The organism is Streptomyces sp. Ru62 (assembly GCF_002920615.1).
Classification (GTDB): Bacteria; Actinomycetota; Actinomycetes; order Streptomycetales; family Streptomycetaceae; genus Streptomyces.
In genome coordinates, this window is record NZ_PQSU01000034.1 from 82,761 (window position 1) to 96,260 (window position 13,500).

Annotated in this window: 12 protein-coding genes; 5 read left to right on the forward strand and 7 right to left on the reverse strand. The window is 72.4% G+C overall.

What is annotated here, in order from left to right; translation table 11 throughout:
• Positions 1–87: 87 nt before the first annotated feature.
• The 3 genes from C3492_RS35245 to C3492_RS35255 form a co-directional block, all read right to left on the reverse strand.
• Positions 88–855 (reverse strand): metalloregulator ArsR/SmtB family transcription factor, encoded by a 768-nt coding sequence (locus C3492_RS35245; protein WP_103816710.1) that lies wholly within the window; start codon positions 853–855, stop codon positions 88–90.
• An 85-nt stretch (positions 856–940) separates the two neighbouring features.
• Positions 941–1,453 (reverse strand): GNAT family N-acetyltransferase, encoded by a 513-nt coding sequence (locus tag C3492_RS35250; protein ID WP_103816711.1) that lies wholly within the window; start codon positions 1,451–1,453, stop codon positions 941–943.
• Between the two features lie 68 nt (positions 1,454–1,521).
• Positions 1,522–2,979 carry an APC family permease gene (locus tag C3492_RS35255; protein WP_103816712.1) on the reverse strand — a complete coding sequence of 486 codons (1,458 nt, stop codon included), beginning with the start codon at positions 2,977–2,979 and terminating at the stop codon, positions 1,522–1,524.
• Positions 2,980–3,095: 116 nt separating this feature from the next.
• On the opposite strand from C3492_RS35255, the gene C3492_RS35260 reads away from it, so the two are divergent.
• Complete coding sequence (locus tag C3492_RS35260; RefSeq protein WP_103816713.1) at positions 3,096–4,280, forward strand: ROK family protein; 1,185 nt, start codon at positions 3,096–3,098, stop codon at positions 4,278–4,280.
• Between the two features lie 106 nt (positions 4,281–4,386).
• Positions 4,387–7,101 (forward strand): sugar-binding domain-containing protein, encoded by a 2,715-nt coding sequence (locus C3492_RS35265; RefSeq protein ID WP_103816714.1) that lies wholly within the window; start codon positions 4,387–4,389, stop codon positions 7,099–7,101.
• Positions 7,102–7,143: 42 nt separating this feature from the next.
• Here C3492_RS35265 and C3492_RS35270 read toward each other — a convergent pair whose 3' ends face one another.
• Positions 7,144–8,586: a hydrolase gene (locus C3492_RS35270; protein WP_103816715.1), complete on the reverse strand. Its 1,443-nt coding sequence runs from the start codon at positions 8,584–8,586 to the stop codon at positions 7,144–7,146.
• Between the two features lie 230 nt (positions 8,587–8,816).
• Here C3492_RS35270 and C3492_RS35275 point away from each other — a divergent pair, with 230 nt between their 5' ends.
• Positions 8,817–9,080 carry a GlsB/YeaQ/YmgE family stress response membrane protein gene (locus C3492_RS35275; RefSeq protein WP_103816716.1) on the forward strand — a complete coding sequence of 88 codons (264 nt, stop codon included), beginning with the start codon at positions 8,817–8,819 and terminating at the stop codon, positions 9,078–9,080.
• A gap of 1 nt (position 9,081) precedes the next feature.
• On the opposite strand, the gene C3492_RS35280 is transcribed toward C3492_RS35275, so the two are convergent.
• Together C3492_RS35280 and C3492_RS35285 are read right to left on the reverse strand one after the other, a co-directional pair.
• Positions 9,082–9,858 carry a GNAT family N-acetyltransferase gene (locus C3492_RS35280; protein WP_181140709.1) on the reverse strand — a complete coding sequence of 259 codons (777 nt, stop codon included), beginning with the start codon at positions 9,856–9,858 and terminating at the stop codon, positions 9,082–9,084.
• Positions 9,859–9,931: 73 nt separating this feature from the next.
• On the reverse strand, positions 9,932–10,303 hold the full coding sequence (locus tag C3492_RS35285) for a MerR family transcriptional regulator (protein WP_103816717.1): 372 nt from the start codon (positions 10,301–10,303) through the stop codon (positions 9,932–9,934).
• A gap of 60 nt (positions 10,304–10,363) precedes the next feature.
• Here C3492_RS35285 and C3492_RS35290 point away from each other — a divergent pair, with 60 nt between their 5' ends.
• On the forward strand, positions 10,364–11,650 hold the full coding sequence (locus C3492_RS35290; RefSeq protein ID WP_103816718.1) for an MFS transporter: 1,287 nt from the start codon (positions 10,364–10,366) through the stop codon (positions 11,648–11,650).
• Positions 11,634–12,125 (forward strand): nucleoside deaminase, encoded by a 492-nt coding sequence (locus tag C3492_RS35295; RefSeq protein ID WP_103816719.1) that lies wholly within the window; start codon positions 11,634–11,636, stop codon positions 12,123–12,125. The genes C3492_RS35290 and C3492_RS35295 overlap by 17 nt, the downstream gene beginning before the upstream one ends.
• Before the next feature lie 3 nt (positions 12,126–12,128).
• On the opposite strand, the gene C3492_RS35300 is transcribed toward C3492_RS35295, so the two are convergent.
• Positions 12,129–12,983 (reverse strand): GNAT family N-acetyltransferase, encoded by an 855-nt coding sequence (locus tag C3492_RS35300; protein WP_103816720.1) that lies wholly within the window; start codon positions 12,981–12,983, stop codon positions 12,129–12,131.
• Positions 12,984–13,500: the final 517 nt, after the last annotated feature.

Consider the following 13,500-nt stretch of genomic DNA (forward strand, 5'->3'; position numbering starts at 1 on the left):
GGGCGGACCGGCCTCCGCGTTTCCGGACCGGCCTGCGCGTTCCCCCGTCCGCTCGCCCGTCCGTGCAGCGGACGGTCACGGGGACGGTCAGCGGGACGGCATCAGCCACGGCTCCTGCGGCAGGGTCCGGCCGGTCTCCAGCAGCGACTTCAGGTTGGACAGCACGGCAGGCCAGCCCGACGCGACGTCCGCGCGCTCACCCTCGTCGTCGAGGTCCTCGTGGGTGACGGTCAGGCGGACGATGTCCTCGTGCGGCCGGATCTCGAAGGTGACCTGGGAGTGCCGGTCCTCCTGCCCCTCCTGGTCCGGCGCGGCCCATGTGGTCACCAGCCGGGTCGGCGGCTCGCTCGCCACGACCCGGCCGACCACGTCGGCGATGCCGGAGCCGTCGGTGCGCACGTGCTCCCAGCGGGAACCGGGCCGCCAGTCGGAGACGTTGCGGTGTCCCCAGTAGGCGGCCGTCAGGTCGGCGTCGGTGAGCGCCTCCCAGACCTTCTCGGGCGTGCTCGCGATGTAGGTGACGTACACGAAACGGGGCTTGTCGGTCATGGCTTCCTCGGCTCGTCGCTTCACGGCGCCGAGCGCGGCGAGGCGCGGGCGCTCGAACTTGTCGATCCACCGCTCCTGGATCTCGTGGAGCGGCACGGGGTTGAGGTAGTGCAGCTTCTCCCGCCCCCGCCGCACCGTGCTGATCAGGTTGGCGGCCTCCAGGACGGCCAGGTGCTGGGTCACCGACTGGCGCGTCATGGCGATGCGCTCGCACAGCTCGCCCAGGGTCTGGCCGTTGTTCTCGTGGAGCCGGTCGAGCAGGCGCCGACGGGTGTCGTCGGCCAGCGCCTTGAAGACCTCGTCCATCCCGGTGTCGTCCTCCGATCGCACGCTTCACGTTATGCAGGCAATTACCTGCATGTCAAGGAAGCCCGTCTCCGGTCCGGCACGGTCAGCCGGTCACCGTGAAGGAGATCCACACGTCCGGAGGCAGATCGGGCCGTCCGGGCACCGGCCGTGGCTCGCGGGTCCACGCGTCGCCGGCCAGCTCCTCGGCGACGCGCGGCCAGAAGCTCACCGCGGCCGGGTTGTCCTGCTGGAAGGCGATCTCCCACGGCCCGGGGTGCCGGGTGAGCACCTCGCGCACGGCCCGCAGCCCGATGCCCCGGCGCCGGACGCCGCGCGCCACGAAGAAGCTGTTCAGCACGCGGACCGGACCGTCCAGCCCACGGACGAAGGCGAACCCGGCGGGGCGTTCTTCGCGGGTCAGCAGATACGGCGCCCAGCCCGGCTCCGTGAAGGCGTACGCCACGCGGTCACTGCGGAAGGTGCCGTCGGCGGCGGGCAGGAGGCCGGTGAACTCGGACAGATCGTGGCGGAACATCAGCCACAGCCGCTCCACGGCGGGCCGGTCCTCGGGGGTCGCGGGGCGGACGGTGACGTCCGCGGTCATGATGTCGGTCATGAACCGAAGCCTCCCCGGCGGACTGCGGTCCGGCCGGGGAGGTGCGTTTCGATGAAGGTAACGCTGGCTCACGCCAAGGGCGTTGCCGTGACCACCCCCGCGGATTCCGCGCCGGTCTCCTCGCTGATCTCCTTCGGGCCGAACGGCCACACCTTCTCCAGCCGGGCCCAGACCACGAAGGCCACGCCGCCCAGCGCCAGCCAGGCCAGGGACCACTCGATGGGATGACGGCCCGGGGAGTTCTTGTCGGCGTAGCCGTAGATCACGCACCAGCCGACGAAGGCGACGACGCTCGGCAGCGGGTACAGCCACATCCGGTACGGGCGGGGCAGGTCCGGCCGGCGTCGGCGCAGCACCGTCAGCGCGACGATCTGGGCCAGTGCCTGCACGATGACCATCACCGTGGTGAGCAACTGGATCAGGGTCGCGAGGTCGGTGTGGCGGCCGATCAGGAAGCCGACGGCGGTGATCACGCCCATGGTGGCGAGGCCGAGCATCGGGAAGCGGTGTCTCGGGTGCAGCTTCGCGTACGGGCGGAAGAAGACCCGGTCGCGAGCGGCGTCGTAGGGGACCCGGGAGCCGCCGAGCAGGCCGGCGAAGACGGAGGCGAACGCGGTGATGAGGATCAGCACGGTCACCGTGTCGGCCGCGCCCTTGCCCCAGGTCTCCTCCAGCACGGCGGAGGCCACCGAGGAGGAGGCGATGTCGTGCGGGTCGGTCATCCGGTGCCAGTCGACGACACCCAGGGTGCCGATCTGCAGCAGCAGGTAGATCGCCATGATGCCGAGGATGGAGAAGAGGATGGAGCGCGGCAGCGTACGTCCTGGCTCCTTGATCTCGGCGCCCATGTAGGCGGTGGTGTTGTAGCCGAGGTAGTCGTAGATGCCGATGGTCAGGCCCGCCGCGAAGCCGAGCCAGAAGTGGTTGCTCATCACATTGAAGGCCCCCGCCGGGTAGGTGAAGGCCATGTGTGGGCTGAAGTGAGTGGCGGCGGCGACGATGACCAGCAGCACGGAGGCGATCATCACGGTCCACATCACGGCGGTGATCCGGGCGATGTGCTCGATGCCGCGCCAGAGCAGCAGCACCACCAGGGCGATCACGCCGAGGCCGATCAGGTCGCCGGCGGTCTGCCCGAGGCCGGGGGCGAGATAGCCCAGGTACTGGACGAAGCCGACCACGCCCGTGGACATGATCAGCGGGATGAAGAGCATCGCCGTCCACACGAACAGGAAGGGCATCAGACGGCCGGTGCGGTACTGGAAGGCCTGGCGCAGGTAGAGGTAACTGCCGCCGGAGCCGGGCAGCGAGGCGCCCAGCTCGGCCCAGACCAGGCCGTCGCACAGCGCCAGGACCGCGCCGGCGACGAATCCGATGACCGCCTGGGGGCCGCCGAACGCGGCGACCATCAGCGGGATCGTCACGAACGGCCCGATGCCGCACATCTGGCTCATGTTGATCGCCGTGGCCTGGAACAGGCCGACACGGCGGACGAAGCCACCCGGGGGTGGCGGGCTACCGGACATGGGGGACTCCTGACGCGACGGGCGTGCGACGCCCGGCGGAGGGTGACTGGCGGATAAAGTTAAGGAGCCTTACTAGAGGCGTCAAGTGTGCGACAGGAATGCACGAGAATGGTGCGATGCCCGCCAGCGACGTCGTAGAGCAGCCGGAACAGCCCTGGAGCCGCCGGCGGCTGCGCAGTACCAACGAGCGGCTGCTGCTGGACCGGCTGCGGGCGCTCGGCGCCGCCTCGCGTGCCCAACTGGCCCGGGAGACGGGCCTTTCGAAGCCGACGGTCTCCAGCGCACTGGCCTCACTGGCGGCGGCCGGCCTGGTGCACGAGGTAGGCACGCAGGCCCCGGAACGCGGGCGCACCGCCGTGCTCTACGCCCCGGACCCCGCCGCCGGGTACGCGCTCGGCGTGGACATCGGCCGGGGCTGGCTGCGCGTGGCGGTGGTCGACCTGGACGGCACGGTCGTGGCCCGGGCCGACATACGCAACCGGGCCCGCGCCTCGGCCGCCCTCACCGACCTGGTGGTGAGCACCGCCCGTCAGGTGATCGCCAACTCGGGCGTGGACCCGGCGGAGGTGGTGCACGGGGTGGTGGGCACTCCGGGGGTGTACGACGAGAGGCAGCGGCGGGTGCGCTACGCGATGCACCTGCCCGGCTGGGGACGGGCAGGGCTGGTGGACGGCATACGCACGGAGCTGGGCGTGCCGCTGGAGGTGCACAACGACGCCAATCTGGCGGCGCTCGGCGAGTACACCTACGGCGTCGGCGCGGGCAGCCGGCTGTTCGCGTACATCCTGATCGGCACCGGCCTGGGGATGGGGGTGGTCAGCGAGGGGCGGCTGTTCACGGGCGCGCGCGGACTGGCCGGGGAGATCGGCTTCCTGCCGTGGCACGGGAGGCAGAAGCCGGAGCGGCTGGAGGACGCGGTGTCGGGGGTGGCGGTGGTGGAGTCCGCCCGGCAGTTCGGGATGCGCGGGCAGCTCACGGCCAAGGCCGTGTTCGACGCGGCCCGGCAGGGGCATCCGGGCGCCGTGCGGGCCGTGGAACTGGAGGGCGAGCGGATAGCGCACACCGTGGCGGCGGCCGCCGCCGTGCTCGACCCGGACCTCGTGGTGCTCGGCGGCGGTGTCGGGCACAGTGTCGATCTGCTGCTGCGGCCCGTGCGGGAGCGGTTGCGGGCGCTGACCCCGTTGCGGCCCCGGATCGCGCCGAGCCGGCTCGGTGAGGACGCCGTCCTGCTGGGTGCGGTGGCCACGGCCCTGGACACGGCCCGCGACCTGGTGTTCGAACGCCGTACGGCCGGAACCTGACCCGTTCAACAGCCACCACGGCGGGGTTCGTTGACACGGCCCGTGGCGCGCCCTAGCGTGGCCCAGGTTAGTAAAGTTTCCTAACTTTACGAGGCTGGAGACCGCCGTGTTCCCTCGCCCCGCCCGCCGGCTCCCCATGACCGCCGCGCTCCTCGCCCTGGTCGGCTCCCTGGCCACCGGCGCCTGGGCCGGCCCCCGGGACACGGCAGAGCCCCACCGGCCCGCCCGGATCACCCACGTCCCCTCGGCCGCCGGCAGCAGCACCCCGCTGTCCGGCTACGCCGTCCAGTCCACGGCGAAAGTGGGCGACTCGGCAGCGGCCGTGTCCACCCCCGGCTATCCGGCGCGGGGCTGGTACCCGGCGGGCCCGCGCTCCACGGTGCTGGCCGCACTGCTGGCGAACGGTGTGTACGCCGACCCGTTCCACTCCACCGACCAGCAGAAGATCCCCCGGGCCGACTTCGAGGTGCCCTGGTGGTACCGCGCCGACTTCACCGTCCGGGACACCCGGCAGCGCACCTCCCTCGACTTCAGCGGGGTCGTCTCGGCGGCGGACGTCTACGTGAACGGCCGGCAGGTGGCGAAGGCCGCCGAGGTGACCGGCGCCTACACCCGTCACGAGCTGGACATCACCTCGCTGGTCAGGTCCGGCACCAACACGGTCGCCTTCCGCATCCGGCCCAACGACCCGCTCAAGGACCTGACCATGGGCTGGATCGACTGGATCCAGCCGCCGCCCGACCAGAACATGGGAATCGTCCGGGACGTCCTGGTCCGCAGGGGCGGCCCGATCACGCTGCGCGACGCGCACGTGGTCACGAAGCTGGCGGTGCCGTCGCTCGCCACGGCCGACCTGACGGTCAAGGCCGAGGCCCGCAACGACACGGACGCGCCGGTCACCGCCGAGGTCGGCGGCAGCGTCGACGGGACGGAGTTCCGCACGACGGTCTCGCTGGCGGCGCACGAGACGAAGACCGTCACCTTCTCCCCCGCCGACACCCCCGGCCTGCACCTCACCGACCCGAAGGTGTGGTGGCCGGCCGGCATGGGCGGACAGCCGCTGTACGACCTCGACCTCACCGCCACCGTGGCCGGTACGACGTCGGACACCGCGCACGAGACCTTCGGCATCCGGGACGTGCGGGCCCCGCTGAACTCCGACGGCGCCCGGCAGTACCGGATCAACGGCCGCAAGCTGCTGATCAAGGGCGGCGGCTGGTCCCCGGACGAGTTCCTGCGCTGGGACCCCGCCTATGTCGAGGACCGCTTGAAGTACGCCCTGGACCTGGGTCTGAACACCCTGCGCCTGGAAGGCCACCTGGAACCGGACGAGTTCTTCGACCTGGCCGACCGCTACGGCGTGCTCACCCTGCCGGGCTGGGAGTGCTGCGACAAATGGGAGGGCGAGTTCAACGGCGACGAGAAGGGCGACCGGTGGAGCGACGCCGACTACCCGGTCGCCAGGGCGTCCATGGCCGCCGAGGCCGCGCGGCTGCGTGACCACCCGAGCGTCATCTCCTTCCTGATCGGCAGCGACTTCGCCCCCGACGCGACGATCGAGAAGGGCTACCTGGACGCCCTGGAGTCCGCCGACTGGCCCACCCCCGTCGTCTCCTCCGCCTCCGACCGGTCCTCCCCACGGCTGGGCAGCTCGGGCATGAAGATGACCGGCCCCTACGACTGGGTGCCGCCCGGCTACTGGTACGCCAAGCGGGAAGGCGGGGCGACCGGGTTCAACTCCGAGACCAGCGCGGGCCCCAGCATCCCCACCCTCGACACCCTGCGCCGGATGATGACGCCCGCCGAACTCGACACCCTGTGGAAGGACCCGGACGCCAGGCAGTACCACCGCTCGCCGTCCCCCGTCTTCGGCACCCTGAAGATCTACGACGACGCCCTCGCCGGCCGCTACGGCGCCCCGACCGGTCTCACCGACTACGTCCGCAAGGCCCAGCTGGCCCAGTACGAGAACGTCCGCGCCCAGTTCGAGGCGTACGGACGCAACGCGACCGACGGCGACCGGCCCGCCACCGGGGTGATCCACTGGATGTTCAACAGCGGCTGGACGTCCCTGCACTGGCAGCTCACCGACCGCTATCTCGACCAGAACGGCTCCTACTTCGGGGCGAAGAAGGCGAACGAGCCGCTGCACATCCAGTACTCCTACGACGACCGCTCGGTCGTGGTGGTGAACAACCGGCCCGCCGCCGCCAGGGGCCTCACGGCGCGGGCCACGCTGTACGACCCCGACGGCACGCAGAAGTACGACAGGACCGTCACCGGCGTGGCGGTGGACGGGGACGGGGCGCACGGCACACCGCTGACCCTGCCATCCTCGGTGAGCGGGCTGTCGCGGACGTATCTGCTCCGGCTGGTGCTGACGGACGCGGACGGCACGGAGGTGAGCCGGAACGTGTACTGGCTCTCCACCCGGCCCGACACCCTCGACTGGAACGGCACCACCTGGTACCACACGCCGACGACGAGCTACGCCGACATGAAGGGGCTCACCTCGATGGCGCGGGTCCCGGTGACGGCGACGGCGGCCACGCGTGCGTCGGACGGCATGTCGACCACGACGGTGACCCTGCGCCACAGCGGGAGCGGGAAGACCCCGGCACTGCTGACGGACGTGCACCTCGTGGACGAGCGGGGCAGGCCCGTGCTGCCGGTGCGCTGGTCGGACAACGAGGTGAGCCTGTGGCCGGGCGAGTCGGTGACGCTGACCGCCACCTACCGGACGGCCGACCTGCGCGGCTCGGCACCGGGTGTGCGGGTGTCCGGGTGGAACACGCCGGAGCGGACGGTGCCGGCGGCCTGACGCCCCAGGGGGTGGACCTCGCGGCCCACCCCCTGTCCCGGCTCAGCTCACGGTGAGCGCGGTGTCGTCGAGGACGAACGACGTCTGGAGGGTGGAGCCCTCGGTGCCGGTGAACTTGATCGTCACGGTCTGGCCCGCGTAGCTCGCGAGGCTGAAGCTGCGCTGGGTGTAGCCGCTCGCCGCGTTCAGGTTCGAGTAGGTCGCGAGGGTGGACAGCACCGTTCCGCTGCTGCCCAGCACCTGCGCCTTGAGGGTGTCGTAGGCCGTCGAGGTGGTCGTCTCGGCGGTGTCGACGTGGAGGTGGAAGCTCAGGGTGGCGCTCGTGCAGCCGGCGGGGATGGTCACCGACTGCGCAAGGGTGTCGGTGTGGGCGGAGCCGTAGCCGTTCAGCCAGGCCTTGTAGGAGCCGGTGCGGGCCGCCTCGCCGGTGTCGTTGGTGATCACACCGCTGGAGGCGGTCCAGGAGGTGGCGCCGGACTCGAAGCCGGGGTTGGCCAGGAGCTGGGCGGCCGTGCAGGTGCCGCCACCGCCGCCGCTGCTGCCGCCCGCGCCGGACAGCCACTCGGTGGCGTTGAGGGCGAGGGCCGCGTCGGTGGCGGTGGAGTCGTTCCAGCCGTCGTACAGGGTGTTGCCGGACTGGCCGGTGCCGTCGTCGATCGGGGAGCTGTCGCCCCAGAACGCGACCCGGCCGCTGCCGAAGGTGCTGGTGGCGAAGAAGGCACCGGTGTTGCCGGAGTAACCGGTGCGGTAGAGCAGGCCCTTGACGGCCGGGTTGTCGGCGGGCTTGAGGGTGGCGGTCGTACCGCTGGCGATCAGGCTCTTGGTGACGGTGCCGAAGGAGCCGTGGAGCACCGGGTCGGTGCTGTCACTGATCGCGGCGGGGTGGTCGGAGCTGATGCTCAGCGAGTCGACGGAGAAGCCGAACGGGTCGGTGGAGTCGACGCTGTTGTTCGTCATCAGGTCGTTGAAGATCTCGACCGCGTCGTAGCCGTCGTTGTTGCGGTCGGCGCCGGTGTGGTCGGAGATCATGAACAGACCGCCGCCGTTCTTGACGAAGGTCATGATGGCGGTCTTCTCGGCGCTGGTGAACAGCGTGTTGGGTTCCGGCAGGACCAGCGTGTCGAAGTTCGACAGGTCGGTCGCGGACGTGCCGCCGTAGCCGAGGCTGGAGCCCGAGGGCAGGGTCTTCAGGCTGTAGTCGCCGGTCTTCTGCAGCGCCACGCCCCAGGAGGACAGGGCGCCGGTCCAGTCCGTCTCGGCGGACGGGGTGGAGTCCTGGCCGAGCGGGTCGGGCTGGCTGGTGGAGATGATCCAGTCGGCGTTGCCGGCCGTCTCGGCGTGGGCGTTGTCGAACAGGACGCGGTGCGCGGTCGCCGCGTGGGCGGGGGTGCCGGTGCCGACCTGGAACGCGGCTGCGGTGACCAACAGGCCCAGGCCGGCCAGGGCGGTGGTGAATCTGCGGCGGGATCTCCCGGATCCGGGCATCCGTCGAACCTCCGTGAAGGGGTGGGGAAGAGGGCGGTGCGGGCGCCAAGTCTGCGCGCGTAGAACCCGCTTGAGGGTTCTACACGCGTCGAACGGTTGAAAGGTACATGGCATGAAGGGGCGGTGAACAGAGGCTTCCGGGGGCAACCGGACCGGAGTGGCTCCGCTTTCAGCGGGCACATGCCACATCAGCGGGGGATCGTTGACAAGACCGTCAAGGAGGGTCGGCCATGGAGGTCTCAGGCATCATCAGCGCCATCGTCATCGGCCTCATCATCGGTGTGCTGGGGCGGCTGGTCGTCCCCGGGCGGCAGCACATCGGAGTCCTGTGGACCATCGTCGTCGGCATCGTGGCCGCGCTGGTGGGCTCGGCGATCGCCGCCGGGATCGGGGTCGCCGACACGAAGGGGCCCGACTGGATCGAGTGGCTCATCCAGATAGCCCTGGCGGCCGTCGGGGTGGCCGCGCTGGACCGGAGCCGGGCCCGTCGCTGAGTCAGTTCTCGTAGACGTGGGGCGTCGTGGTGCTCAGCGCGTGGAAGCCGAGACGGGCCAGGATCGGGCGGCTCATGGACGAGGCGTCGACATGGACGTAGCGGTAGCCCTGGGCGGCGGCGACACGGGCGCGGTGGGCGATCAGGGCGCGGTAGATGCCCCGGCCCCGCCAGGCCTCGACCGTGCCGCCGCCCCACAGCCCGGCGAACCGGGTGCCGGGCACCAGCTCCATGCGGGCGGCGGCGACGGGTTCGCCGTCGGCGAGGGCGGCCACGGCGACGACCGTGCCGGGGTCGGCGGCCAGGCGGGCGAGCAACCGGTGCCGCAGCCCGCTGCCGTCGGTACCGAAGACCCTCTCGTGCACATCCACGACGAGGTCGACGCCGGCCGGATCGGTGGCCTCGACGAAGCGGACACCGGCCGGCGGCGCGGTGTCCAGCGGGAGCCCGCCCACCTCGGCCACCATCAGCGTCTCCGCGGGCTCGGCCCGGAATCCGGCGGCGAGCAACCGGTCACCGAGATCGGCCGGCTCGTCATGGGCGTAGAGCTTCCACTCGAAGTCCAGGCCCAGGCCGCCGAAGTAGGCGATCTGCTCGCGGACGGTCCGGTCCACGTCCGCCGCGCCCAGGCCGGACCAGAGCACGCCGTTCCAGCCGTGCGCGTCCGCGACCTGGCGCACCACCCCGCCGACCCGCTCGATCCGGGCCCCGGGTCCGTCGGGCCGGGCACCCTCGCGCAGATCCCGGTCGTACACGGCGAGTACTGAGGCATGATCCATGGCCTCACCTCACCATGCCGACCGCGCAGACACAAAGGATTTACCGGGCACGCTCGGGAGCTCTGACAGGGCGTCAGCGGCCCTGCGGCCGTACCGCCGCCAGATAGGCGGTGAGGCGGTCCCGGTTGCGGGCCAGGCAGTCGATGCGGGCCTGGATGCGGTCGATGTGCTCCTGGAGCAGGGCGGCCGTCTCCGGCGGCACGTCCTCGGGGGCCGGCACCAGATGACCCGGACCGCAGAGGTACGGCAGGAGCGCGCGGATCATCCCGGTGGTCAGACCCGACTCCAGCAGGCCGCGGATCTGCCCCACGCGCGCTACCGCGGACTCGGGATAGCTGCGGTAGCCGTTGGCGGCGCGTTCCGGGTGGAGCAGGTGCTGTTCCTCGTAGTACCGCAGCAGCCGGGTGGGGACGCCCGTACGGCGGGACAGCTCACCGATCCGCATGCCGGCCTCCCGGACCCAGGCTTGACCTTCACACTGATGTGAGGCTTCGACCATGGTCGCATGACCCTGTCCTCCCAGGTCGAGGGCGGCCGCCTGCCGTGGTCGGGGCTGCTCGCCCTGTCCTGCGCCGCGTTCACCGCCGTACTGACCGAACTCCTCCCGGCGGGCCTGCTGCCCGCGATGGCGCCCCCGCTGGGGGTGGCCGAGTCCCGGATCGGTTTCCTCGTCACCGCGTACGCCGCCGCCTCCTTCGTGGCCGCGATCCCGGTGACCGCGGCCCTGCGGGGACTCCCCCGGCGCCCGGTGCTGTGCGGCACGCTGCTGGGGTTCGCCGTCAGCGACGCGCTGGTGGCGGTGTCGTCGTCGTACCCGCTCACCGTCGCGGCCCGGCTGCTGGCCGGAGCGATGGGCGGCACGCTGTGGGCGATGCTCGCCGGGTACGCGGCCCGGACGGTGCCGGCCGAGCGGCGCGGCCGGGCCATCGCGGTGGTGCTGGCCGGGATCACACTGGCCCTGGCGCTCGGCGTGCCCGCCGGTACCGCGCTGGCCGGAGCGGTGGGCTGGCGGGCCGCGTTCGGCACCCTCGCCGTGCTCGCCGTGCTGCTCGTGGGCTGGGTACGGCTGCGGGTGCCCGGCTTCCCGGGTGAGCCGCCGCACGCGCGCGTGCCCCTGGTCCGGGTCGCCGTACGCCCCGGCATCCGCCCGGTGCTGTCCGTGACGCTGTTCCTGCTGCTGGGGCACCAGGTGATGTACACGTACGTCGCCCCGTTCGCCGCGCACGCGGGGTACGGCCGTACGGGCGTGCTGCTCGCGGTGTTCGGGTCCGCCACGGTGGCCGGCGTCTGGCTCACCGGTGTGCTGGTCGACAGCAGGCCGCGCCCCACCCTGCTCACGGCGCTCGCCCTGGTCGCGGCCGTGCTGCTGGTGCTGGGCCTGGGCGCCCGGGTGCCCGGCCTGCTGGTCGGTGCGGTGGCGCTGTGGGGCGTGGCCTTCGGCGGGGCGCCCACGCTGATCCAGACCGCGCTGGTCGACGCGTCGGGGCCGGCCGACGCCGATGTGGCGACCTCGTTGCAGACCACGCTGTACAACGCGGGCATCGCCGCCGGTTCGCTCACCGGCGGTCTCGCGCTGGACGCGGCGGGCGCCGGGGCGCTGCCCTGGACCGCGCTGCCGCCGGTCCTGGTGGCGCTCGCGACGGTCGCGGCCGGGCGCCGGTACGCCTTCCCGGCCCGGCGACGGGCCGTCGCCCCCGCGGCGGACGCACTGGCCGGGTCGGCCGCGGTGGCCGTAGCGTGCCCTGCCGGAGATCATGCCGTGAGGAGGTGGGCCGATGGTCCGGAACAGTGAGCTGCGGCATCTGCGCCGCTGTGTGGAGCTGGCGACAGAGGCGCTGGACGCCGGTGACGAGCCCTTCGGGTCGGTGCTCGTGGCCGGGGACGGGACCGTGCTGGCGGAGGACCGCAACCGGGTGGCGGACGGGGACCGCACCCGGCACCCCGAGTTCGAGCTGGCCCGCTGGTCGGCCGCGCACCTGACGCCCGAGGAGCGCGCGGCGGCGACCGTCTACACCTCCGGGGAGCACTGCCCGATGTGCGCGGCGGCGCACGCCTGGGTGGGGCTGGGCCGGATCGTGTACATCGTCTCCTCAGTCCAGCTCTCCGGCCTGCTGGCCGAGTTGGGCGTGCCCGCGCCACCGGTGCGCACGCTGCCCGTGCGGGACGTCGCGCCCGACGTGGTTGTGGAGGGGCCGGTGCCGGAACTGGTGGATGAGGTACGGGAGTTGCACCGCCGCCACCACGCCGGGCGCTCCGAAGGCGCGTGAGGCTCAGCCGAGTTCGAGCGTGGTGACGCCGAACACCCGCTCGCGGGCGTACGGGCGCACGGGTCCCGTGTACATGCGGGCGGTCTCGAACGACGGGCGCAGGCCCGCCCCTTCGGCGAGGGCGACGCCGGCCGCGTTCGGCTCGGGGACGTCGATCGCCACCTCGCTGCCGGCCGCCTCGGCGGTGAGGGCGGCGAACAGGGCCCGGGCGTCGTCGGCGGTGTCCGCGAAGAGGGGGCCGATGCGCAGGGTGTCGTGGCCGGGGCGGAGCACGCCGTAGCCGGCCGGGCGACCGCCCTCCTCGCGGACGACGGCACGGTGGCCGGGCGCGCGGAGCCACTCGGCGAGGAAGCGGGGGCGGTCGGCGGGGTGGCAGGCGCTGTCGTAGGCGGTGAGCGCGGCCAGGTCGGCGGGCCCGGCCGGGCGGACACCGGTGGGCGTGCCGCTCTCGCGGGCGGTGCCGGTGAAGCGGATGGTGCGGTAGGCGGAACGGAAGCCGGACTGGCGGTAGTTGCCCTGCTGGGCGACGACTCCGTCCAGGCCGACGGTCCGGTTCCCGGCGTGGGCCAGCGCGGTCTTCCACGTGGTGAGCCCGTGTCCCCGGCCGCGCAGGTCGGGACGGACCAGGTAGCAGCCGAGGAAGGCGTAGTCGGGGCCGTGGTTGACGACGGAGACGGCCGACACCGGCTCCCCGTCGATCCGGCCCAGGAAGAACCCCTCGGGGTCCTGCGCGAAGAACGCGGGCCCGTCGGACAGCCCGGGATTCCAGCCCTCCGCGGCCGCCCACCCGCTGATCACCGGCCAGTCGTCGAGAGTGGCCCGTGTGACGACGAGGTCGTGGGGGGTCGCAGAGGTCATCGATGCGCTCCGTTTCCGTCGGGATGGGGCTGCCGGTACGGCACGGCCGTCGGCCGGCCGCCCGCAGCATCCTTCCGAATCGAGCAAGGCCGCGCCATGGGGAGATCGGCCGATACGGCTGGACTCCGTCCACGGGACGCGGGAGAGTTCGGCGACGCCTGGATACGGGATACCGGCCAGCTTGCGGGAGGGCCCCGGGGACGCGGTGATCGGCCGGATCGGCTTCACGGTGCCGTCAGCCGCTCCGCGGGGGCGGTACGGCATCGGGTGAGGGACACACATGAGGCCGGACGCACCACAACGGGAACCGACGGATGCGGCCCTTCCCGGCTGCCCGCTCCGGGCGTCACTCAGCTTTCACGGCCCCGCGAGGGAGCGCACGGCCCCGCCGGGGCGGGGTCTGATGGGGCCGCGCCGCCCTGACCGGAAACCGGCGGATGCGGTCCTTCCTCGGCGGCCGGCTGACCGGGCCCGGCATCCGGTGTCGGTCGCGCCTCGCACTGCCCCACACGGCCCG

Coding starts and splice junctions, on each gene's coding strand:
- C3492_RS35245 (WP_103816710.1), bottom strand. CDS start 855: ATGGACGAGGTCTTCAAGGCGCTGGCCGACGACACCCGTCGGCGCCTG.
- C3492_RS35250 (WP_103816711.1), bottom strand. CDS start 1,453: ATGACCGACATCATGACCGCGGACGTCACCGTCCGCCCCGCGACCCCC.
- C3492_RS35255 (WP_103816712.1), bottom strand. CDS start 2,979: ATGTCCGGTAGCCCGCCACCCCCGGGTGGCTTCGTCCGCCGTGTCGGC.
- C3492_RS35260 (WP_103816713.1), top strand. CDS start 3,096: ATGCCCGCCAGCGACGTCGTAGAGCAGCCGGAACAGCCCTGGAGCCGC.
- C3492_RS35270 (WP_103816715.1), bottom strand. CDS start 8,586: ATGCCCGGATCCGGGAGATCCCGCCGCAGATTCACCACCGCCCTGGCC.
- C3492_RS35275 (WP_103816716.1), top strand. CDS start 8,817: ATGGAGGTCTCAGGCATCATCAGCGCCATCGTCATCGGCCTCATCATC.
- C3492_RS35280 (WP_181140709.1), bottom strand. CDS start 9,858: ATGGATCATGCCTCAGTACTCGCCGTGTACGACCGGGATCTGCGCGAG.
- C3492_RS35285 (WP_103816717.1), bottom strand. CDS start 10,303: ATGCGGATCGGTGAGCTGTCCCGCCGTACGGGCGTCCCCACCCGGCTG.
- C3492_RS35290 (WP_103816718.1), top strand. CDS start 10,364: ATGACCCTGTCCTCCCAGGTCGAGGGCGGCCGCCTGCCGTGGTCGGGG.
- C3492_RS35295 (WP_103816719.1), top strand. CDS start 11,634: ATGGTCCGGAACAGTGAGCTGCGGCATCTGCGCCGCTGTGTGGAGCTG.
- C3492_RS35300 (WP_103816720.1), bottom strand. CDS start 12,983: ATGACCTCTGCGACCCCCCACGACCTCGTCGTCACACGGGCCACTCTC.